We start from the raw sequence: 21,035 nt of genomic DNA on the forward strand, positions 1-21,035 counted from the left end.
TGGGACGACCACCACCAGAACGCTGGAATATGCCGTAGGTGACAGCGGCTTTCTGAAGGCGGGCAGCGGAAATTCCGACCTGTTCATCTATCCCGGTTTTCGATTTCGAATCGTCGATGCCCTGATCACCAATTTTCACCTGCCGCGTTCAACCCTGCTGATGCTGGTTTCGGCTTTTGCAGGTCGGGAGAAAATTCTAGGGGCATATCGACGCGCCGTGCGGGAAGATTTTCGTTTTTTCAGCTACGGCGATTGCATGCTGATTTTGTGAGGCCCGGACGTGGGATGCGGGACGAGGATTTGAAACAAGTGACCTGTGACACCTGACAAGTGACGATTTTCACGTTTGATCTTTTACAAGAGGATGCCACGTCCCGAGCCCGGCGAGGGCGTCTTCATACCCCACACGGGGCCGTCGAAACTCCTGTTTTCATGCCCGTCGGGACCCAGGGGACCGTCAAGGCGATTCTTCCCGAGGCCCTTGGAGAAATAGGGGCCCAGATCATCCTGGCCAACACCTATCATCTCTTTTTGCGGCCGGGGCATGAACTGGTCCGGAGGCTGGGGGGACTCCACTCCTTTATGAACTGGAATGGCCCGATTCTGACCGACAGCGGCGGGTTCCAGGTTTTCAGCCTAGGGGATCTGCGGCGGATCAGCGAAGAGGGCGTGCGTTTTCAATCTCATCTGGACGGATCCGCTCACGTGCTGACTCCGGAGTCCTCCATTGCCGTGCAGGAGGCCCTTGGGGCGGACGTCATCATGGCCTTTGATGAATGCATCCCGTATCCGTCGTCTCGCGAATACGTGGCTGCTTCCACCGACCGTTCCAGCCGCTGGGCTCGTCGCTGCAAGGAAGCCCGCCGCACCGGAGACGGTGCCGCCCTCTTCGGCATCGTTCAGGGGGGAATGTACCCCGACCTGAGGGCTCGCAGTGTCGAGGATCTTCTGGAGATCGGTTTTGACGGATATGCCGTCGGCGGCCTCTCGGTGGGCGAAGAGGCGAATCTCATGTATGAGATGATGGAATGCACCCTCCCTTTGCTCCCCGAGAACCGGCCGCGTTACGTCATGGGAGTCGGTACTCCCGAGAATCTCATCGAAGGAGTGAGCCGGGGAGTGGACATGTTCGACTGTGTCATGCCCACCCGCAATGCGCGCAATGGCGTACTGTTCACCTCCTTCGGCAGAATCAGCATCAAACAGGCCCGTTACAGTGATGATCCTTTGCCGGCAGATCCCGATTGCGGCTGTTATGTATGCCGCAACTACAGCAGGGCGTATCTGCGTCATCTGTATCAGAGCCGCGAAATTCTGGCTTCCGTGCTTAACACGCATCACAATCTGCATTATTATCTCAAGCTGATGGAGGGAGCCAGGTGCGCCATCGAGGAGGGGATCTTCCACGAATTCAAGCGAGATTTTTACGCTAAAAGGGCGCATGATCCGGGATGACGCGCGTCCGGCTGAAAGTCTGTTTTCCCATCGGGATTTACCCGTCACTCAATACGAAAATTCAACCAAGGAGGTAAGATCAATGATTTCCGAAGCCTACGCCATGGCAGGCAACGCAGCCCAGGAGGGAGGACGCCCCGGATACGAGGGCATCATCATGCTGGTGATCATGTTCGCCATTTTTTATTTTCTGCTGATCCGTCCTCAGCAGAAAAGGGCCAAACAGCATAAACAGCTGATTGAAGCCCTCAAGGTCGGCGACCAGGTGATTACCGCCGGCGGCATTCACGGCAAGGTCGCTGCCATTCAGGAGAATGTTGTAACCATCGAAGTTGCAACCGGCGTGAAGATAAAAATCAACCGTTCTTCGGTTGTGGGAACCAAACTGGAGCAGTAATCCCTTACCTGCACCATTCAACACGGATCACCGTTGTCGGCCCGGCCGTCTGAGTAGTATCCGAAAGGAGAAATTGCTTCCATGTCGAAAAGCATCAAGTTGCGGGGACTGCTGGTTCTGTTCTGCCTGCTCCTCTCCATGGCCTCGCTCGCTCCCACGTTTTCCAAGAATCTTCCCGGTTGGTGGCAGGATGCTTTTGATCCTATTCACCTGGGTCTCGACCTTCAGGGAGGAATGCATCTGGTCCTGGGAGTCGATGTGGAGAAGGCGGTGGAGAGTCGTCTTGACAGTATTGTGGACCAGGTCGAAACCCTGCTGAAGGAAAAGGACGTCATTTTCAAGCGGATCGAACGTCTGTCGGATGATCGCCTGGCGGTCACCGTCTACGACCAGGCGGCCGGAGCCGAAGTTGATGACATGATGCAGGAGACCTTCCCCAGCCTCGAGCCGCTGACCATTACCGACGAGGGGGGATATGTTCAGAAGAATTTCCGTCTCAGCAATCAGGAGGTGGATAACATCGAGGATTATGCCGTCCGGCAGGCTCTGGAGACGCTTCGCAATCGCATCGACCAGTTCGGCGTCAGTGAGCCGACCCTGCAGCGTCAGTCGGGGAACCGGATTCTCATCCAGCTTCCCGGGGTCAAGGACCCGGAGAGGGCCATCGCCCTATTGGGCAAGACCGCCCGCCTCGAATTCAAGATGGTGGCGGAGGATGTCGATCCTCAGGAGTCGCTGAAGGGGAACCCGCCCCCGGGCACCAATCTCCTCTATGAGCGAAATGTCGATCCCCGCACCGGTGCGGTAACCGAGAACCCCATCGTCGTCCAGGATAAAACGGTATTGACCGGCGATCTCCTGTCGGATGCCCAGGTGCGTATCGATACCCGATTCAATGAGCCTTACGTGGCCATCGACTTCAATGCCGTGGGGGCCAAACGGTTTGACCAGATCACCGCGGCCAACGTCGGCAAGCGCATGGCCATCGTTCTTGACGACACCGTCTATTCGGCGCCGGTCATCCGCGAGCGCATCTCCGGAGGGAGCGCACAGATCAGCGGCTCCTTCTCCGAACAGGAGGCCACCGATCTCGCCATCGTACTGAGGGCGGGATCTCTGCCGGCACCGGTCAATATTCTGGAAGACCGCACCGTCGGACCTTCCCTCGGGCTCGATTCGATCAACAAGGGCATGCTTTCGGTCGCCGTTGGGGGCATTCTGGTGATACTGGCCATGGTTCTCTACTATAAGCTCGCGGGAGTGGTCGCCAATGTGGCCCTCATCCTGAACGTGGTCTTCATCATGGCCATACTCTCCATGTTCCAGGCCACCCTGACCCTCCCCGGCATTGCCGGCATCGTACTCACCGTGGGGATGGCCGTCGACGCCAACGTACTCATTTTCGAACGCATCCGAGAGGAATTACGTTTGGGAAAGACCGCCCGGGCCGCTCTGGAGGCCGGCTACAGCAAGGCTTTTCTCACCATCATCGACGCCAATATCACAACCCTCATCGCCGCCCTGGTCCTTTTCCAGTTCGGCACCGGGCCGGTCAAGGGGTTTGCGGTGACGCTTTCCATCGGAATTATGGCCTCTCTTTTCACCGCGATTTTCGTCTCCCGGGTGATTTTCGACTTTTTCCTGGTCCGGTTCCAGGCCAAACGGCTGAGTATATAAGGAGAAGCGCATGCAGTTGATCAAACCTGACATCAACCTTGACTTTATCGGCAAGCGCAAAATGGCCGTCATCTTTTCGGCGGTTCTTATCCTGGTCGGCCTTTTCTCCCTTCTGGCAAAAGGAGGACCGGAATACGGCATCGATTTCGCCGGCGGCACCCTCGTCCAGATCCAGTTCGAGGAGCCGACCGGGGCCGCGGACATCAAGGCGGCTTTGAAAGATCTCGACCTGAAGGGGATGGTCGTTCAACAGTTCGGCGATGAGGCCAACGAATTTCTCATCCGTGCCCAGGAGGTCGGCGGAGGCTTGACGAGCCTGTCTCGAGACATTCTTTCGGCGCTGGAGGCTAGCTACGGCGCCGGCAAGGTGGAGGTTCGCCGGAGCGAAATGGTCGGGCCTCAGGTCGGAAAGGACCTGCGCCAGAAGGGTCTGCTGGCGGTCCTCTACGCCATGATCGGCATCCTCATCTACATCACTTGGCGATTCGAATTCCGGTTCGCCGTGGGGGCGGTCATCGCCCTGGTTCACGATGTCCTGATCACTCTCGGCGTTTTCTCTCTCTTCGGCAAAGAGATCGATCTGCCCATCATAGCCGCATTTCTTGCCATCATAGGCTATTCTCTCAACGACACCATCATCGTCTACGACCGCATCCGCGAGAACATGGGAAAACACGGACGAGAAGGCTTTTCCGCCGTGGTCAATCGCAGCATCAATGAGACACTCTCCCGTACCATCCTGACCTCGGGAACCACCTTGCTGGTGGTTCTGGCGCTCTTCGTCTTAGGTGGCGGTGTAATCCACAATTTCGCCTTCGCTCTTCTGGTCGGTGTGATCGTCGGGACCTACTCTTCCATCTTCGTGGCCAGTCCGCTGCTGATTTTCTGGGAGGAACACAAATCCGGAAAATCGCAGGTGAAAGGAAGCGTGTGATGAAAAAAGAAACAGTCCTGTTGATAGCGATAACCCTGATCGTAGGCCTTTTGATCGGAATTCTCGTCAGCAAGGGCGGAAAGAAGATGGTGTCGCCTCCTTCCGGCACTCCCGCACCGGCACCGGCGGTCAATTATCAGCAGAACATCAAGATGCTGGAGGGGATAGTCGCCAGTGACCCGGCCAACCGGAATGCCTGGGTGGAACTGGGACACAACTACTTCGATTCGGACCAGCCGGTAAAAGCCGTGGAGGCTTACAATAAGGCGCTGGAACTCGATCCGAACGACCCCAACGTTCTGACCGACCAGGGAGTCATGTTCCGTCGCCTCGGATGGTTCGATCGCGCCGTGGAAAACTTCACCCGGGCTTATGAACTCGATCCCAGCCATCGCCAGAGCCTCTACAATCTGGGGATCGTCTATCGCTACGATTTGCAGGATTTCGAAAAGGCCAGGGAAGCATGGGCCAAATACCTGGTTCTCAGTCCGTCGGGCCCCGGCTCCGACCAGGTGCGCGCCGAGATGGAGTTTCTCCAAACCCAGACTCGGCCAGAATCCAGGTAATCCTCTGATGCGGGCCGGGGTTGTCCCCGGCCCGGCTTCTTTTTTATCCCGTTGCGGGCATGGATGATGCCTTCCGCAAAGACTCAGAGGATGAGAGAGAAAAAAATCATGGAGCCCGTAAACCATCACCTCTGGGTGCAGCGGAAGAACGAGTTCGATTCCATCGACTTCGATTCGCTCGGCAAGGAACTCGGGATTTCCCCGCTGACCGCGCGCATCCTTTTCTGCCGCGGCATCAGCACCGCCCAGGAGGGTCGGAATTTTCTGGAAGGCCGTCTGGCCGCCTTGCCCGACCCTTTTCTCATGGCCGGGATGGAACGGGCGGTCGAGCGTCTGGCAGGGGCCATCGAGAGGGGTGAACGGGTCGCCGTTCATGGGGACTACGATGTGGACGGAATCACCGGCACCACCCTGCTGGTGGAAACCCTGCGAGCCTTGGGGGGGATCGCCGAATACCATATCCCCCTGCGCCTCAAAGACGGCTACGGACTGTCCGCCGAGGCCCTGAAAGAGGCCGCAGCCGGCGGCGCCGGAGTCGTTCTCTCCGTCGATTGCGGCGTCTCCGCCGTTGGAGAAGCCAAGCTGGCCGCAGAGCTCGGCCTGGATCTGATCATCACGGACCACCATCAGCCCCCCGATACCCTCCCTGCCGCCTATGCCATCATCAATCCGCACCTCCCGGGGTGCCGGTTCCCTTTCAAGGGGCTTGCCGGGGTGGGCGTGGCATTTTTCCTTCTGGTGGCTCTTCGCCAGAAACTTCGGGGCCGAGGGGCCTTCAAAAATCGTCCGGAACCGGACCTGCGCCTATCGCTGGATCTCGTGGCCCTGGGAACCATTGCGGACATTGTTCCCCTGCAAGGGGTCAATCGTCTTCTGACCCGGATTGGCCTTGTCTCCATGGGCAGGGGCGTTCGTCCGGGAATCAGGGCGCTGAGGGAGATTGCCGCGGTGAAGGAGGTGACGTGCGGGGCGGTCGGCTTTCGACTCGCTCCCAGGCTCAATGCCGCCGGTCGCCTGGAAGATGCAGCTCTGGGGGTGCATCTGCTGCTGGAGAGCGACTATGAAGCGGCTCTGGAAACCGCCCGTCTGCTGGACGGCTTTAACCGGCAGCGGCAGAAGATTGAACAGGAAACCCTTCGTCAGGCTATCGAAAGGCTGGAGCAGGGGGGGGAGGGGGGCGAGTGCTCCATTGTTCTGGCCGACGAGCGCTGGCATCCGGGAGTGATCGGCATCGTGGCCAGTCGGCTGGTGGAGCGCTATCACCGCCCCGTTGTCCTTATTGCCCTGGAGGGCGGACAGGGAAAGGGGTCCGCCCGTTCCATAGCCGGTTTTCATCTCTACAAGGCCCTGGGGAATTGCCGGGAGCACCTTGCAGGGTTCGGGGGACACGAATTCGCCGCCGGACTCACCATCGCGGCCGACCGGGTGGAAAGTTTCGGCGCCGCCTTCGATCGCGTCGCCCGGACTCTTCTGTCCGGCGATGCTCTTCTGCCTCGGCGTACCTATGATGGAGAACTTCTGCTGGAAGAACTGGGACTGGATACGGTGCGGGAACTTGCCGATCTGGCTCCGTTCGGCGCCGGCAACCCGGAACCGGTTTTTATTGCCTCCGGAATCAGGGTGCAGCAGCTGCGTCTTGTCGGTGAGGATCACTTGCGCTTTATCGCCCGCCAGGGAGGATACACCATCCCCTGCATTGCCTTCGGCACGGCGGCCAGGCAGCAGGAGCTGCAGGGGGAAATCGATCTTCTTTTCAGTCCCGCGATCAATTCCTGGCGAGGAGCGGATTCGGTTCAACTCCGAATCAGGGACTTCCGTCCGAGTCAGTCAGCTCTGAAAACCACTTTGGGGGACTTCTCTTCCTTCGGCGAGTCCGATTCTTCCGCCCCGGCATAGTGTCCCGATTGGTTAATATCGTCCATTAATTCTGGTCCTTTTGGCCGCTTGCTGCGTTGCGTCTCCTCAGCTTAGCTCAGGCTAGGCCTGCGTCGACACGCCTTGCCAGCAACCAAAATGCCTCAGAATTATCTGAATGGACTAACCAAACCGGACACTAGGCACCGATCTCCTTCACGCTCGGCTGCAAAATCCCCGCTTCTTCCGCCAGTTTTTCCCAGGCCGGCAGGCTGCGCCGTATAACGGCTTCATCTACGCAGTAGGCGATGCGGAAGTACCCCGGCGCGCCGAAGCCCGTTCCGGGAACCAGCAGGATGTTGTGCTTCTGGGCCAGGCGGACGAACTCGACGTCGTCCGCAAAAGGCGATCGGGGGAAGAGATAGAAGGCTCCATCCGGCTTTACCATCCGGAAGCCCAGGGCGGTCAGGTTATCGTAAAGGAGATCGCGTTTCTGCCGGTATTCCTCGATATCGACGCTCTCTCTCTGCAGTCTGGCCACCAGGCGCTGCATCAGGGCAGGAGCGTTGACGAAGCCGAGCACCCGGTTGCAGAAGACGGCGCCTTCCATGAACCGGCCGACATTGTCCATGGCCGGGTTGGCCGCCAGGTAGCCGATCCGGGCTCCTGGAAGGGCGAGATCCTTGGAGTGGGAGTTGACGACCACCGAATTTTTCACGCAGGAGAAGATGCCGGGCACTTTCCGGTCGTCATAGGCGATTCGGGCATAAGGTTCGTCCGAGATGACATAAATGACCCGCTGCAGTTCATTTGCCTTGCGCTCGACGATCTCTCCGAGGGTCTGCAGGTCTTCCCGCGGATAGATGACCCCGGTGGGATTGTTGGGAGAGTTGATGATGATGGCGCGGGTGTTGGGACCGATGGCACTCTCGATGGCGGCGAGATCCAGTTGAAAGGTCTCCCGATTCGTCCATACCTCCCTGGTCACCCCTCCGTGATTGTCCACGTAAAACTTGTATTCAACAAAATAAGGGGCGAGAATGATGACCTCTTCGCCGGGGTTGAGGATCGTCTTGAGGACCACATTGAGGGCCCCGCCGGCCCCGCAGGTCATGATGACATGCCGGCTTTCGACCGGCAGCGGCGAGACCTCCGACAGCACCTCGGCGACCGCCGCGCGGGTCTCTTCGTAGCCCGCATTGTTCATGTACCGGTACATGCCGGGAACCGGGTTCTGTGCCGCCTCCAGCAGTTCGCGGAAAAAAGCCTTCGGCGGCTCCGTCGACGGGTTGCCAAGGGTAAAATCGAAGACGTTTTCCTCTCCGTGAATATTTCGAAGCGTGGCGCCTTCTTCAAACATCTTGCGGATCCAGGAGGATCGTTCGATACAACTCATGACCTTGACGGATATGGGCATTTATTTACTCCTTCGTTACGGATAAACTGTCAGAATCGTGAGGCGTGAGGCGTTGGATGAAAAACAGCCGCAGTTTAGCTGTCCGCCGGAGAAGGGTCAAGTGAGAAAGAACGGAGTCCTTTATGGCGTGTGATCGGGAAGAGCGTTTTGTCGGCGCCATGCTGGGGACCGCGTACGGCGATGCCCTGGGCGCCGGGGTGGAGGGGATGAGCCGGGCGGAGATTCGTGGGCGTTTCGGAGAGGTTCGGGATTTTCTTCCGCATCGGGGCGCCGGGCGCTACACGGACGACACCCAAATGACCCTTGCCCTTGCCCTTTCCCTGATTCGGGTGGGAGACGTCGACGGGGCCGACTGCGCCCGACGCTACGAAGAGCTTTTCGAGCCGGAAAGAGGCTACGGACGCAGCGCCGCTGCCGTCCTCGAAGCCTTGCGCGGCGGCGCCGATTACCGGCGGACGGGGACCATGCTCTTTGCCGCGGGATCCTTCGGCAACGGTGCGGCCATGCGTATCGCCCCCGTGGGGCTGGTCTTCGGCTCCGGCGACCCGGATAAACTGCGGGCCAAGGTATTCGAGGCGGTGCGTTGCACGCATGTTCACCCCGAAGCCGTGGACGGGGCGACGATTCAGGCGCTGGCCGTGAGTCTCATGGCCCGTTCCGATGGCCGCACGCCGGTCGATTCCGCCGGCATGCTCCAACGACTTCGGAAGGTCTGCCGCACTGAGGCTCTTCACCGCAAGCTGCGCGATGCGGAGGACCTGCTCGCAGACAGGGCGAGCGACGATGAAGCGGTCCGAGTCCTCGGCACCGGGGTCGCCAGTGCCGAATCGGTTTCTGCCGCGATATTCGCCGCCCTGCGCTATGGCGCCGATCCCGAGGAGGCTCTCGTCAGGGCTGTCGGGCTGGGCGGGGACACCGATACCATCGCCGCCATGACCGGAGCCCTGACGGGCGCCCTGCACGGTGGGGATCACTTTCCCAGACGCTGGTTCGACACCCTGGAAAACGGGCGCCATGGCCGGGACGAGATCATTCTGGCCGCCCGGCGGCTGGCGCTGGTGGCCGAGGCGATGATGGGCGGGAGATGAGGGGCTTTTTCATTGATTTTTACCGATAACTGCGTTAAGTTTCCCGTCTCATTTCAGCCTGGAAGGCGGTATCAGGATGACGAAAAAATCTTTGCCGGAGCTGCGCAAACAGATCGACTCCATAGACGACCAGATCCTGGATCTGCTCAACCGCCGGGCCGGGGTCGTAATAGAAGTGGGCAAGACCAAGACCGGTGAGAGCAAGGAATTCTACGTGCCGAGCCGGGAGATGGCCATCTATGAACGCCTGACCTCCAAAAATACCGGCCCGTTCCCGGCCGAAGCCGTGCGCCGCGTTTTCCGTGAAATCATCTCCGCCTCGCTCTCCCTCGAGCAGCCGATGAAGGTGGCGTTTCTCGGCCCCCAGGGGACCTTTACGCATGCCGCGGCCATGAAACAGTTCGGTTTCTCAGCCCAGCTCGTGCCGCAGAAAAGCATCCCTGCCGTCTTCGATGAGGTACAGCGGGGGAGGGCCCATTACGGGGTGGTGCCGGTGGAAAATTCCACCGAGGGGGCGGTCTCTCACACCCTGGATATGTTCATGGAGTCGGAGCAGAAGATAAATGCCGAAATCCTGCTGGAAATCTCTCACTTTCTGCTCTCCCGCACCGGCCGCTTCGAGGATATCCGAAAAGTGGTGTCCCACCCGCAGCCTCTGGCTCAGTGCCGCAAATGGCTGGAAGAAAATCTTCCAGACATCCCCCTCATCGATGTAGGGAGCACGGCCCTGGCCGCCCAGACGGCAGCCGAAGACGAATCGGCCGCCGCCATCGCGAGCGAAATGGCGGCTTCCCTCTACGGTCTGCAGATCGTCAAGGAGCGGATCGAGGACAATCCGAACAACTTCACCCGCTTTCTGGTCATCGGCAGAAAAACTCCCGAGCGCAGCGGCCGGGACAAGACGTCGGTGATGTTCAGCGTCAAGGATGAGCCCGGAATCCTCTACCGCATGCTCGAACCCTTCAGCAAGCGCGGCATCAATCTCTCCAAGATCGAAAGCCGCCCCATGAAGAAGAAAGCCTGGGAATACATCTTCTTTCTGGACATGGAAGGGCATATCGAAGAGGACAGCGTCCGGGCCGCCGTCGACGAGCTCAAGGGTTACTGTCAGTTCATTAAAGTGCTCGGTTCCTATCCGCGGAACCGGTAACCGGGACATATCGCCATACTCTGAGTTTTTTACAAAAGGCATCAAACATGGAGAAGTTTTTCATTCCCAAGCTGGCCGTGGTCGGCGTCGGACTCATAGGCGGCTCTCTTGCCTTGGCCCTCAAGGCTGCCGAGGCGGTCGGAGAGGTCATCGGTATCGGCCGGGGGCTGGCCAATCTGGAGAAGGCTCTGGAGCTGGGCGTCGTGGACCGGATCACCCGGAATCCGGCCGAGGGGGTCTCCGAGGCCGATCTGGTTTTTCTCGCCACCCCGGTCATGGCCCTTCCTCAAGTGGCTGCCGAGGTGCTGCCGCACATGAAGCGGGGAGCCGTTCTCACCGATGGCGGCAGCGTCAAGGAGGCGGTCGTCCGTGCCATCGAGCCGCTGCTGCCGGAAGGCATTCATTTCGTACCCGGCCACCCCATCGCCGGCACCGAGAGGAGCGGGGCCGATGCCGCCTTCGCCTCGTTGTACCAGGGCAGGCGCTGCATTCTCACCCCTACTGAAAAGACCTCTTCGGGAGCTCTGGAGCTGGTTCGACAGGTCTGGGAAACCGCTGGAAGCGATGTCGTAGAGATGCCGGTCGACAAGCACGACCGCATTCTGGCCGCCATCAGTCATCTTCCCCACATGGTGGCCTACTCGCTGGTCAACGCCGTCAGCTCCTACGACCGGTATGAGGAGAACATCCTGGAATATTCGGCCGGGGGCTTTCGCGACTTCACCCGGATCGCCTCTTCCGACCCCGTCATGTGGCGGGACATCGCCATGACCAACCGCGAGGCCCTGCTGGAAATGATGGATCATTTCGAATCCTTCTTCGCCGAACTCAAGGAGGATATCCTCAGCGGGGACGGTTCCCGGCTGTTCGAGTTTTTCCAGCGTTCCAAAAAGAACCGGGACGCGATACTTTAGCTGCAAGCTGAAAGCTGATTAGTTATCAGTTATTGGTTATCAGCTGCAAGCTGCAAGCTGCAAGCTGTAAGCTGTAAGCTGCCTTCTCCGAGGTTTCAAATGACCCAGACCCGTACCGTCCGGCCCGCCGCCTCATTGCACGGCGAGATCACCGTCCCCGGCGACAAATCCATATCGCACCGCTCCATCATGTTCGGCTCTCTCGCCGCGGGGACCACGATCGTTCATGGCTTTCTGCAGGGCGAGGACAACCGGGCCACCCTCAATGCCTTCCGGTCCATGGGGGTGAAGATCGAGGAACCCTCCTGCGGCGATCTCAGGATCGAAGGGAGGGGGCTGCACGGACTGACCGAACCGGCTGATGTCATCGACTGCGGCAACTCGGGAACCACCATCCGGCTGCTGACCGGCCTGCTCTCCGGACAGGCGTTCTTTTCGGTGCTCACGGGCGACCGGTATCTGCGCAAGCGCCCCATGAAGCGGGTGGTCGCACCGCTGGCCGCCATGGGCGCCCGGATCTGGGGGCGTGGCGGGGGGGACCTGGCGCCCCTGGCTATCCAGGGCGGCGGCATCCGGGCTGTCGCGTACGATTCTCCCATCGCCAGCGCCCAGGTCAAATCCGCCCTGCTGCTGGCGGGACTCTATGCGGACGGCGTCACCACGGTGCGGGAGCCCCATCTCTCCCGGGACCACAGCGAACGGATGCTGGCTTATTTCGGCGCCGAGGTCCGTCCATTTCCCGGCGGGGTATCGGTGGCCGGCAACCCTTCTCTGGAAGGGCGCGAAGTCTTCGTCCCCGGCGACATTTCCTCGGCCGCCTTTTTCATGGTGGCCGCTCTTGTCACGCCCGGCTCCGAACTGCTCATCCGCAACGTCGGGGTGAATCCGACCCGCAGCGGGATCATCGACATTCTTCAGGAGATGGGAGGAGCCCTCGAGCTCACCAACCGGCGCGAGCTCTCCGGTGAGCCGGTGGCAGACATTCTGGTGAAGAGCAGCTCCCTCAAGGGAATCGAGATCGGCGGCGCCGTGGTTCCCCGCGCCATCGACGAATTTCCCGTGGTCAGCGTGGCCGCCGCCTTTGCCGAAGGGACTACCACCATCCGGGACGCGAGGGAGCTGCGGGTGAAGGAAACGGACCGGATCGCCGCCATGACCTCCGAACTGTCCCGTCTGGGGGCGCAGGTGGAGGCCCGTGAGGACGGGATGGAAATCGTCGGGATGGAAAGGCTGCGCGGCGGCTCGGTCGCTTCCCACGGCGACCACCGCATCGCCATGAGCATGGCCGTCGCCGCCCTTCGCGCCGACGGACCTGTGACCATCGAGGACACCGAATGCACCGCCACTTCTTTTCCTAGGTTTTGGGAGTTGCTTGAAGAAATAAAGAGGTGAAAAAACTTTGGTGCCTGGGATTTAAAACTTGAGGCAAAAAAACCTATTTACCGCAGAGGACGCCGAGTCCGCAGAGAAAGACTAATCATAAAGGTTTCCTCTGCGATCTCTGCGTCCTCGGCGGTGAAAAAACGGAGTTTACCACCCCATAAAACATTAAAAAACTCACCAACAGGTATCTTGATTTTGAATCGCGAACTGATCATCGCCATCGACGGGCCCTCCGGTGCCGGGAAAAGCACGCTGAGCAAGCTTCTGGCGCAAACCCTGAACTATGTCAATATCGATACCGGCGCGATGTACCGCTCCGTGGCGCTGGCCGCGCAGCGTCAGGGGATCGAACCGACCGACGAGGCGGCGCTCGGCCGTCTGTGCGATAATATTGTTATCGATTTTGTCCGCAGTGCGACGGGCGAGAGGGTTCTGCTGAACGGCGAGGATGTCTCCGAAGCCATCCGGACCCCCGAGATCAGCCTTCTGACTTCAAGAGTATCCGCCTGTAAGGTCGTGCGCGGGGCCATGGTGCGGCTGCAGCGGAAGATGGGCGAAAGAGGCGGGGTGGTCCTGGAGGGGAGAGACATCGGCAGCGTCGTATTTCCCGATGCCGAGGTGAAATTCTTTCTGCAGGCTTCGGCCGGGGAACGGGGACGGCGGCGTTATGAAGAGCTGATGGAAAAAGGATTTCAGGTCGACCTCGAGCAGACCATAGCCGAGGTGGAAGAGCGAGATGAGGCCGACAGCGCCCGGGAGCATGCCCCCCTGACTCGGGCCGAGGATGCCGTGGTCATCGACTCGACCGCACTGAGCATCGACCGGGTATTGACGGAAATGCTGCAGGTGGTTCGGGCCCGTCGGCGCACTGCCGGGCTGCCGGAAAATCCGCAGATAGGGGAATGAGATGAAGATTATTCTTGCGCAGAGCGCCGGATTCTGTTTCGGAGTCAAGAGGGCCACTACGATGGCTTTCGATGCCGCCGATCACTGCCATCAGATCTGCTCCCTGGGCCCCATCATCCATTCGCCCCAGCTGGTGCGCAAGCTCGAGGAAAAGGGAGTCGAAGTGATCGACCGGGTGGAAGACATCCCCGAAGGGGCGGTGATCATACGGTCCCATGGAGTGACCGCGCAGGAGCTGGATCACATTCTTGCGCGCGAACTGCGGATCGTGGACGCCACCTGTCCCTTCGTGAAAAAGGCCCAGGAATATGCTGCCATGCTCAGTCGCGAAGGATATACCGTCATCCTGGTGGGTGAGGAGGAGCATCCCGAAGTCCAGGGGATCGTCTCCTATGCCCGGGACGGAGAGGTGTTCGTGGTGGGCGATCGCGATCAGGCTGAAAAACTGCCGCGAAAAAAACGCATGGGGGTCGTGGCGCAGACCACCCAGTCCTTCGACAACCTTCGTCAGATCATCGAGGTCTGCCTGGAGAAAAGCGGTGAACTGCGGGTGTTCAATACTATCTGCGACGCCACCTCGGTCAGGCAGAAAGAGGCGCAGGCCATCGCCCGTCAAGTCGACCTGATGCTGGTGATCGGCGGCTTCAACAGCGCGAACACGAGCCGTCTGACCCGCATCTGCAGTGACATCCAGCCTCGTACCCACCATGTGGAGACGGCTGCGGAGGTCGATCCGCAATGGTTCGACGAGGTCCACACGGTGGGGATCACCGCAGGCGCCTCGACACCCCGCTGGATCATCGAGGAGGTGGTAGAGAAGGTGCGGACGATTCGGTAAATTATGGTTTGTCTTTTCAAAAGCTTTATGTTATCGTCCCTCTTCATGGCTCGTAGCCATGCTGTCACCAGGTGACAGAAAATCGCTAGGGGGTAACTTCTTAATGGTGGAAAACAAAGAAACGTTCAACATGGAAGACGAAGAACTCGAAGAGTCCGAAGAGATGGAGCAAAGCTTCGAGGATCTCTTTGAGAGCAGCCTCAAGGAGCTGCATTCCGGCAACGTCGTCAAAGGAACCATTGTTCAGGTCAATCCCGATTCGGTGATCGTGGACGTGGGCGGCAAGTCGGAAGGGGTCATTCCCGTCAATGAGTTTACCGACGAGCAGGGCCAGATCGAGGTCAAGGTCGGCGACGTGTTCGACGTTCTGATTGAAAGCACCGAAAACGAAAACGGCCTGATCAGCCTCTCCAAGGAGAAGGCCGACCGCCAGAAGGTCTGGAACGCCCTGGAGGAAGGGGCCGTGGTCGAGGGTCGCATCGTTTCAAGGATCAAGGGCGGACTCTCCGTCGATATCGGCGTCAATGCATTCCTTCCCGGTTCCCAGGTTGATCTGCGTCCGGTGCGGAACCTGGACAAGATGCTGGGAGAGACCTACAGCTTCAAGATCATCAAGCTGAACAAGCGCCGCGGCAACATCGTTCTTTCCCGCCGGGTGCTCCTGGAAGAAAAGCGCGAAACCCTGCGTTCCGATACTCTGGAGACTCTGGAGGAAGGGCAGGCGGTGGAAGGCGTGGTCAAGAACCTCACCGACTACGGCGCATTCATCGATCTGGGAGGCATCGACGGCCTGCTTCATATCACCGACATGTCCTGGGGCAGGGTTTCCCATCCCTCCGATATCCTCGCCGTCGGCGACAAGATCAAAGTCAAGGTCCTCAAGTTCGATCGTGAGAAGGAGCGGGTTTCCCTCGGTCTGAAGCAGATCGCTCCCGATCCCTGGCTCGAGGTGGAGCAGAAATATCCCCTGGAGAGTCTTGTCAAGGGCAAAGTGGTCAGTCTTACCGACTACGGGGCCTTTGTCGAACTGGAGCAGGGAGTCGAGGGGCTCATCCATGTCTCCGAAATGAGCTGGACCAAGCGGATCAAGCATCCCAACAAGATTCTCAACATCGGCGACGAAGTTGAATCGATGGTCCTGGCGCTCGATATTCCCAACCGGAGGATTTCTCTCGGTCTCAAGCAGGCCGAACCCAATCCCTGGGAAGTCATCGGCGAGAAGTTCCCGATCGGGACCATTATCGAGGGACAGGTCAAGAATATTACCGATTTCGGTATTTTCGTCGGAGTCGACGAAGGGATCGACGGTCTGGTTCACATCTCCGACCTGTCATGGACCAAGCGGATCAAACATCCTTCCGAGCTCTACAAAAAAGGGGATACCGTCAAGGCCGTGGTTCTGAATATCGACCGCGAGAACGAGCGGTTCTCTCTCGGAGTCAAACAGCTGAATCCCGATCCCTGGCAGTCCATTCCCGAGCGGTTCGCTCCCGGCACCATCATCCGCGGCAAAGTCACTTCAGTGACCGATTTCGGGATTTTCCTCGAGGTTGAGGAAGGTATCGAGGGGCTGATTCACGTCTCGGAAATCAGCAAGGAAAAAGTCGATTCTCCGAAGGATTTTACCAAAGTCGGAGATGAGCTGGAAGCCGTCGTGCTGCATGTTGACACGGTTGAACGCAAGATCGCCCTCTCCGTCAAGCACCTTGCCCATCAGAAAGAGAAGGCCGAAGTCGATGCCTTCCTTGGGGCTCAGAAAAGCGCCACCTCCAATCTCGGTGATCTCCTTCAGGGAGCGATGGGAAAGGGCGCCGCTGACAAGGGCGACAAGGGCGAAGAATAATCTCTGCTGACCCATCGGACCCCCCGCAGGCTGACTGCGGGGGGTCCGCTTGCCTGGGCACATTCCATGAAAAAACGACCCTTCCTGATGGCTCTGCTCGTTCTAGGCGCCATCTTTCTTTTTTTCCTGATTACGGTGTATTTCATTGCCGGATTCATGGGGGGATCCACCTCCCTTGCCCTCGGGGAAAAGGTAGGGGTGATCGAAGTCGAGGGCGTCATCGTCTCCTCACGAAAAACCATCGATCAACTGATCCGTTTCAAAGAGGACCAGTCCATCAAGGCGATCGTTATTCGCGTGGATTCTCCGGGAGGCGGAGTGGGACCTTCCCAGGAAATTTTCCAGGAGGTGTCGAAAACCGCCGGAATGAAGCCGGTGGTTGTTTCCATGGGGTCGGTGGCCGCTTCGGGGGGATATTACATCGCGGCTCCTGCCCGGCGCATTTTCGCCAATCCCGGCACCATTACCGGAAGCATTGGCGTGATCATGGAGTTCACCAACTGGCAGGAGCTGCTCGACAAGCTCGGCCTCCAGAGCCAGGTGGTCAAGAGCGGACGTTACAAGGACATCGGTTCTCCCGTGCGCCCCATGTCCAAAGAGGATCGTGAACTCCTGCAGGACCTCATCGATGACGTTCACAGCCAGTTTATCGCCGCCGTCGCCCTCGGACGAAACATACCGGAAGACAAAGTCAGGACCCTCGCGGATGGAAGGATTTTTACCGGTCGCCAGGCTCTTGAAGCCGGTCTGGTTGACGAACTTGGCAACCTGCAGGATGCCATCGCCGTGGCCGCTCAGATGGGTGGAATCGAGGAAAAGCCCAAGGTCGTATATCCGCCCCGGGAAAAGGGAAATCTTTTTGATTATTTGATTGAAGAAACCGCAAGCAGCCTGCGCCGCGGTTTTCAGGAGCGAACATCATCGGGTCTTCAGTATCTATGGTCTGGAATCGAGTAGGAGGTAATGTCAGATGACGAAGAGTGAATTGATTGAACGCCTGTCAAGCACCACTGGAGAGTTGAACAAGAAAGAGGCCGAACTGATCATCAATACCATTTTTGACAGCATCGGCGGCGCACTGGCGGAAGGCGATCGCGTCGAGATCCGTGGATTCGGTTCCTTCACTATCCGTGAGCGGGACGCGCGGGTAGCGCGCAATCCGAAAAGTGGCGAAGTGGTCAGCATTCCCAACAAAAAAACGCCTTTCTTCAAGACCGGGAAAGAACTTCGGCTTCGGGTGAATACTCAGGGCTGAGCGGTTAGAGGTTCATGAGGCGTCGTTCTACAAAAGGGAATTCCGGTGAAGGTTAATACGCATCTCGGCATCTCTTCCAGGTGGGTCGGGGAGGCGCTTGAAGTCACCGACGGAGGGGCCGCGGCCCGGCTTCAAACATTGCCTGAGATGGCCGCCGATGAGCGGGGGCTGGTGCACGGCGGTTTCACCTTCGGACTGGCCGATTACGCCGCCATGCTGGCGGTGAACGATCCGTATGTAGTCCTCGGCGCTGCCGAGACAAGGTTCCTCGCCCCTGTCCGAGTCGGAGATCTTCTCGTGGCGCGTGCCGGAGTTCTGGAAGAAAAGGGGAAAAAGCGCACGGTGACATGCTCCGTGTTCAGCGGCGATACCGAAGTTTTCACGGCCACTTTCACCTGTTTTGTTCTGGACAGACATATTCTCGAACAATGAGATTGCATTTTCGGCAATACAAAAGCCCCGCTCTCAATCGAAGAAGCGGGGCTTTTGTATTTGCCGGTCATCCACTTAACCCAATGAGTCACAGAGACACCGAGAACTCAGTAGATAGCCAGATTGAACTTTAACGCCGCAGGACCATGGCCACCTTTACCCGGTCGATTGCCATCCGCATCGCGGCCTCGCGTGGATACAGCTTTTCCCGGCCGATAGCAGACAGCAGCTCGCCGGTCGTCTGTTCCAGTTTTTCCCTGATCACATCGAAGGCCTGCGTCTCGCTTCCTCCACGGTGTTCGACCGCGGCGCAGATCACCCCGCCGGCATTGGCAATGAAGTCGGGAATGCACAGGACACCGCGGTCGTGGAGGAGCCGCTCCGCCTCTTCGGTGACGGGAATATTGGCGCCTTCCAGAATCACCTTGGCTTGAAATGTCTCGACATTCTCCAACGTGATGACATCAGGCTGGGCGGCGGGGATGAAAATGTCGCAGCTAATCTTAAAAATCTCATCCCTCGTCAGCTTCGATCCCCCGGGATAGGCCAGAACGGTCCCCTCTTCCTTTTTGACACGGATCAGGGTGTCCACTTCCAGGCCTTCATCCCTGCGGATGGTTCCGGAGGTGTCGCTGGCGGCGATGAGCCTGACTCCCTGACGGGCCAGGAATGCGGCGGCGTGCCGGCCGACGTTGCCGAAACCCTGAACAGCCATGGTCGCGCATTCCGGGGAGATTCCTGCAAAGGGGAGGGCGAGTCCGGCGACCCGGCTGAGGCCGTACCCGGTGGCCCCGATTTCATCGAGGGGGATTCCCCCCAGGGCGCGGGGCTTGCCGATGCACCGGCCGATTTCGTCATGAATATATCCCATGCATTCTTCGTCCGTGCCCATGTCCGGCCCGGGGATATAATCGGTGAGTTCCCTGATTTTTCGGGCGAAGGCCCTGAGCAGGGTTTCCTTGTCCGCGGTATGGGGATCGCCGATGATTCCGGCCTTCCCTCCGCCGTGGGGTAATCCCGCAGCGGCGTTCTTGAGGGTCATGGTGCGGGCGAGGCGCATCACTTCTTCCGTATCGATGTCCAGGGCCAGTCGCACGCCTCCTATGGCCGGGCCTCTGGCGACGTTGTCGATCACCACGATCCCTTTTGTTCCCGTGCGCGGGTCATAGATGTGGACGGTTTTGACCGGTCCGAGTTCGTCGGCGAATTTTTCGAAGATGATGTCGTAATTCTGCATGGAATCCCCTTGAAGATGTGATCGGCATTTGTATTAAGAGTACAGGGTTATATATTTTACTCAAGTAGGGGAAGTATATGCTGGAAGGAACACTGGCATCTGCAAGAGCAGTGGTGAGAAATTCAGAATTCAGAATTGAACTCCCTTGCATTTAACTCAAAACTAAGAACTCAGACCTCAAAACTGAAGTTCGCCGGTCCCGGCCGGCAGCCGGGTTCCTTTCTTTACTGGTCTAAAGAAAGGAACCAAAGAAAGGACCTGCGCTGCGCTGGGCATGCTTCCGCGATCAATGGCGCTTTTCTAAACACTCCATAACTAAAAACGGTACGTCTCCGTAGAACCGCCATTTGCCAAATTAAGTGAGTGAACGCCAACAGCCTCTCCATTGCAAACGAAGGCTTCCTGTGGTAAATCCTGAAAACTGAAAACTCAAAACTCAACGCCCTCCTCCCGCTGGATTCAACGATGAATGCCTCTAATTCAAAATCCCCCAAACACTATCGCTTCACCCCCACCCCCGAGGAGGCGGGGATGCGTCTCGATCAGTTCGTCCCTGCCAAGACGGATGAGCTCTCCCGAACGCTGCTGCGCAAGATTGTCGATATCGGCGGCGCTCACGTCGGCGGCCGGCGGGTGCGGCGATGCTCCCTGCCGGTCCGGGCGGGTGAAGAGGTGGTGATCCATATTGACGGCCTTCCCCTGGAACCTTATGTCCTGCGCCCGGAGGATGTTCTCATGGAGGATGACTACCTGCTGGCGGTCGCCAAGCCGGCAGGGGTGGAAACACAGCCGACGCCCGCACGCTACAAGGGGACGCTGTACGCGGCTCTTCTGGACCATCTTCACAATCCCCACCGCCCCCTGGATCGTCCCGAGCTGGGGATGGCGCAGCGCCTCGACCGGGACACTTCCGGCGTCATGGTCTTTTCCATCCATCGCAGGGCCCATGGACGGCTCACCGAAATCATCGCCGGTCGGGAGGCGGAAAAGTCCTATCTGGCCCTGGTGAGCGGCCATCCGGCGGAGAAGGAAGGGGAAATTCGTTCCCTTCTGGCAAAAAATCGAAAGAGCAACCGTGTTCGATCAGTCGCCAGGGGAGGTAAGGAGGCAATAACCCGCTATCGGGTGATTGAGGAATTCGACGATGCCGCCCTGCTGGAAGTGCGGCTCATGACCGGGCGCTCCCACCAGATACGCGCCCATCTCTCCGAAGCGGGACATCCTCTGCTGGGGGACGTGCGTTACGACGGCCCCCGCATTTGGCAGGGGCGGGAAATCCCCCGCCAGATGCTCCACGCGCATCGCCTGGTCCTCCCCCATCCGGTCACCGGCGAAAGGTTGATCCTGGAAGCTCCGGTGCCAGGAGATATGAGGGAGTTCTTGGGGGAGGATGGGGTTGAATTTTGAATTAGGTTTATCTGGGGAAGCCTTCTTTTGCAGCGGACGGACAGGTTGAGCTCACCATTGCTCTTGGCAGATGCGTGGCCACGAAGACGTTCAGTGTTTTGTTGAATAGATAGGTGAGAAAAGGTACAGGAGATCGCAGACGCATGCCCAGCGCAGCGCAGGTCCTTTCTTTGGTTCCTTTCTTTAGACCAGTAAAGAAAGGAACCCGGCTGCCGGCCGGGACCGGCGGAGTTGAAGTTCAGTTTTGAGTTTTTAGGATAAGTGACGGCCATTGCGCGCTTT

The 21,035-nt window shown here is 58.7% G+C and carries 20 protein-coding genes; 18 read left to right on the plus strand and 2 right to left on the minus strand.

What is annotated here, in order from left to right; genetic code table 11:
* From DTF_RS27165 to recJ, 7 genes are all read left to right on the plus strand, one after another.
* On the plus strand, positions 1–271 hold a 271-nt coding region (locus DTF_RS27165; protein ID WP_226989244.1), incomplete at its 5' end, for an S-adenosylmethionine:tRNA ribosyltransferase-isomerase.
* Positions 272–330: 59 nt separating this feature from the next.
* Positions 331–1,455, plus strand: coding sequence for a tRNA guanosine(34) transglycosylase Tgt (gene tgt, locus DTF_RS0109180; protein ID WP_027715085.1), 1,125 nt, complete (start codon positions 331–333; stop codon positions 1,453–1,455).
* Positions 1,456–1,537: 82 nt separating this feature from the next.
* Positions 1,538–1,852 carry a preprotein translocase subunit YajC gene (gene yajC / locus DTF_RS0109185; protein ID WP_027715086.1) on the plus strand — a complete coding sequence of 105 codons (315 nt, stop codon included), beginning with the start codon at positions 1,538–1,540 and terminating at the stop codon, positions 1,850–1,852.
* An 81-nt stretch (positions 1,853–1,933) separates the two neighbouring features.
* A complete protein-coding gene (gene secD / locus DTF_RS0109190; protein WP_027715087.1) occupies positions 1,934–3,529 on the plus strand; it encodes a protein translocase subunit SecD in 1,596 nt (531 codons plus the stop codon).
* A gap of 10 nt (positions 3,530–3,539) precedes the next feature.
* The gene (gene secF, locus DTF_RS0109195) at positions 3,540–4,463 is read left to right on the plus strand and encodes a protein translocase subunit SecF (protein WP_027715088.1); all 924 of its coding nucleotides are present in this window, start codon (positions 3,540–3,542) and stop codon (positions 4,461–4,463) included.
* On the plus strand, positions 4,463–5,029 hold the full coding sequence (locus DTF_RS0109200; RefSeq protein ID WP_027715089.1) for a tetratricopeptide repeat protein: 567 nt from the start codon (positions 4,463–4,465) through the stop codon (positions 5,027–5,029). Before secF ends, DTF_RS0109200 begins: the two co-directional genes overlap by 1 nt.
* A 90-nt stretch (positions 5,030–5,119) precedes the next feature.
* Positions 5,120–6,925, plus strand: a complete 1,806-nt coding sequence (recJ, locus tag DTF_RS22810; protein WP_226989246.1) for a single-stranded-DNA-specific exonuclease RecJ — start codon at positions 5,120–5,122, stop codon at positions 6,923–6,925.
* 157 nt (positions 6,926–7,082) lie between these two features.
* Here the strand turns inward: recJ and DTF_RS0109210 are convergent, their stop codons facing one another.
* Positions 7,083–8,300 carry a pyridoxal phosphate-dependent aminotransferase gene (locus DTF_RS0109210; protein WP_027715090.1) on the minus strand — a complete coding sequence of 406 codons (1,218 nt, stop codon included), beginning with the start codon at positions 8,298–8,300 and terminating at the stop codon, positions 7,083–7,085.
* A gap of 122 nt (positions 8,301–8,422) precedes the next feature.
* On the opposite strand from DTF_RS0109210, the gene DTF_RS0109215 reads away from it, so the two are divergent.
* The 10 genes from DTF_RS0109215 to DTF_RS0109260 all read left to right on the plus strand — a co-directional run bounded on the left by DTF_RS0109215 (position 8,423) and on the right by DTF_RS0109260 (position 18,109).
* The gene (locus tag DTF_RS0109215; protein ID WP_027715091.1) at positions 8,423–9,388 is read left to right on the plus strand and encodes an ADP-ribosylglycohydrolase family protein; all 966 of its coding nucleotides are present in this window, start codon (positions 8,423–8,425) and stop codon (positions 9,386–9,388) included.
* Between the two features lie 76 nt (positions 9,389–9,464).
* Positions 9,465–10,538, plus strand: coding sequence for a prephenate dehydratase (pheA, locus tag DTF_RS0109220; RefSeq protein ID WP_027715092.1), 1,074 nt, complete (start codon positions 9,465–9,467; stop codon positions 10,536–10,538).
* Between the two features lie 47 nt (positions 10,539–10,585).
* Positions 10,586–11,452, plus strand: a complete 867-nt coding sequence (locus tag DTF_RS0109225) for a prephenate dehydrogenase/arogenate dehydrogenase family protein (RefSeq protein WP_027715093.1) — start codon at positions 10,586–10,588, stop codon at positions 11,450–11,452.
* Positions 11,453–11,551: 99 nt separating this feature from the next.
* Positions 11,552–12,844 (plus strand): 3-phosphoshikimate 1-carboxyvinyltransferase, encoded by a 1,293-nt coding sequence (gene aroA, locus DTF_RS0109230; protein ID WP_027715094.1) that lies wholly within the window; start codon positions 11,552–11,554, stop codon positions 12,842–12,844.
* A gap of 186 nt (positions 12,845–13,030) precedes the next feature.
* Positions 13,031–13,741, plus strand: coding sequence for a (d)CMP kinase (cmk, locus tag DTF_RS0109235; protein WP_027715095.1), 711 nt, complete (start codon positions 13,031–13,033; stop codon positions 13,739–13,741).
* Position 13,742: 1 nt separating this feature from the next.
* Positions 13,743–14,579, plus strand: a complete 837-nt coding sequence (ispH, locus tag DTF_RS0109240; protein WP_027715096.1) for a 4-hydroxy-3-methylbut-2-enyl diphosphate reductase — start codon at positions 13,743–13,745, stop codon at positions 14,577–14,579.
* Between the two features lie 103 nt (positions 14,580–14,682).
* Entirely contained in the window at positions 14,683–16,422 is a 1,740-nt protein-coding gene (locus DTF_RS0109245; protein WP_027715097.1) for a 30S ribosomal protein S1, read from the plus strand.
* 66 nt (positions 16,423–16,488) lie between these two features.
* Positions 16,489–17,379: a signal peptide peptidase SppA gene (sppA, locus tag DTF_RS0109250; RefSeq protein WP_027715098.1), complete on the plus strand. Its 891-nt coding sequence runs from the start codon at positions 16,489–16,491 to the stop codon at positions 17,377–17,379.
* Positions 17,380–17,392: 13 nt separating this feature from the next.
* Entirely contained in the window at positions 17,393–17,677 is a 285-nt protein-coding gene (locus tag DTF_RS0109255) for an integration host factor subunit beta (protein ID WP_027715099.1), read from the plus strand.
* Positions 17,678–17,722: 45 nt separating this feature from the next.
* The gene (locus DTF_RS0109260; protein ID WP_027715100.1) at positions 17,723–18,109 is read left to right on the plus strand and encodes a PaaI family thioesterase; all 387 of its coding nucleotides are present in this window, start codon (positions 17,723–17,725) and stop codon (positions 18,107–18,109) included.
* Between the two features lie 130 nt (positions 18,110–18,239).
* Here the strand turns inward: DTF_RS0109260 and DTF_RS0109265 are convergent, their stop codons facing one another.
* Complete coding sequence (locus DTF_RS0109265; protein ID WP_027715101.1) at positions 18,240–19,346, minus strand: Glu/Leu/Phe/Val dehydrogenase; 1,107 nt, start codon at positions 19,344–19,346, stop codon at positions 18,240–18,242.
* Positions 19,347–19,811: 465 nt separating this feature from the next.
* On the opposite strand from DTF_RS0109265, the gene DTF_RS22815 reads away from it, so the two are divergent.
* Entirely contained in the window at positions 19,812–20,753 is a 942-nt protein-coding gene (locus tag DTF_RS22815) for an RluA family pseudouridine synthase (protein ID WP_226989247.1), read from the plus strand.
* The last annotated feature ends 282 nt before the right edge of the window (positions 20,754–21,035 follow it).

It is taken from the genome of Desulfuromonas sp. TF, assembly GCF_000472285.1.
Lineage (GTDB): Bacteria > Desulfobacterota > Desulfuromonadia > Desulfuromonadales > ATBO01 > ATBO01.

What these genes read in the sequence shown, in the direction of transcription:
- ispH (WP_027715096.1), top strand. Translation starts at nt 13,743, where the DNA reads ATGAAGATTATTCTTGCGCAGAGCGCCGGATTCTGTTTCGGAGTCAAG.
- DTF_RS0109245 (WP_027715097.1), top strand. Translation starts at nt 14,683, where the DNA reads ATGGTGGAAAACAAAGAAACGTTCAACATGGAAGACGAAGAACTCGAA.
- DTF_RS22815 (WP_226989247.1), top strand. Translation starts at nt 19,812, where the DNA reads ATGAATGCCTCTAATTCAAAATCCCCCAAACACTATCGCTTCACCCCC.
- DTF_RS0109215 (WP_027715091.1), top strand. Translation starts at nt 8,423, where the DNA reads ATGGCGTGTGATCGGGAAGAGCGTTTTGTCGGCGCCATGCTGGGGACC.
- DTF_RS0109200 (WP_027715089.1), top strand. Translation starts at nt 4,463, where the DNA reads ATGAAAAAAGAAACAGTCCTGTTGATAGCGATAACCCTGATCGTAGGC.
- pheA (WP_027715092.1), top strand. Translation starts at nt 9,465, where the DNA reads ATGACGAAAAAATCTTTGCCGGAGCTGCGCAAACAGATCGACTCCATA.
- DTF_RS0109265 (WP_027715101.1), bottom strand. Translation starts at nt 19,346, where the DNA reads ATGCAGAATTACGACATCATCTTCGAAAAATTCGCCGACGAACTCGGA.
- recJ (WP_226989246.1), top strand. Translation starts at nt 5,120, where the DNA reads ATGAGAGAGAAAAAAATCATGGAGCCCGTAAACCATCACCTCTGGGTG.
- secD (WP_027715087.1), top strand. Translation starts at nt 1,934, where the DNA reads ATGTCGAAAAGCATCAAGTTGCGGGGACTGCTGGTTCTGTTCTGCCTG.
- secF (WP_027715088.1), top strand. Translation starts at nt 3,540, where the DNA reads ATGCAGTTGATCAAACCTGACATCAACCTTGACTTTATCGGCAAGCGC.
- DTF_RS0109210 (WP_027715090.1), bottom strand. Translation starts at nt 8,300, where the DNA reads ATGCCCATATCCGTCAAGGTCATGAGTTGTATCGAACGATCCTCCTGG.
- DTF_RS0109255 (WP_027715099.1), top strand. Translation starts at nt 17,393, where the DNA reads ATGACGAAGAGTGAATTGATTGAACGCCTGTCAAGCACCACTGGAGAG.
- aroA (WP_027715094.1), top strand. Translation starts at nt 11,552, where the DNA reads ATGACCCAGACCCGTACCGTCCGGCCCGCCGCCTCATTGCACGGCGAG.
- DTF_RS0109225 (WP_027715093.1), top strand. Translation starts at nt 10,586, where the DNA reads ATGGAGAAGTTTTTCATTCCCAAGCTGGCCGTGGTCGGCGTCGGACTC.
- yajC (WP_027715086.1), top strand. Translation starts at nt 1,538, where the DNA reads ATGATTTCCGAAGCCTACGCCATGGCAGGCAACGCAGCCCAGGAGGGA.
- sppA (WP_027715098.1), top strand. Translation starts at nt 16,489, where the DNA reads ATGAAAAAACGACCCTTCCTGATGGCTCTGCTCGTTCTAGGCGCCATC.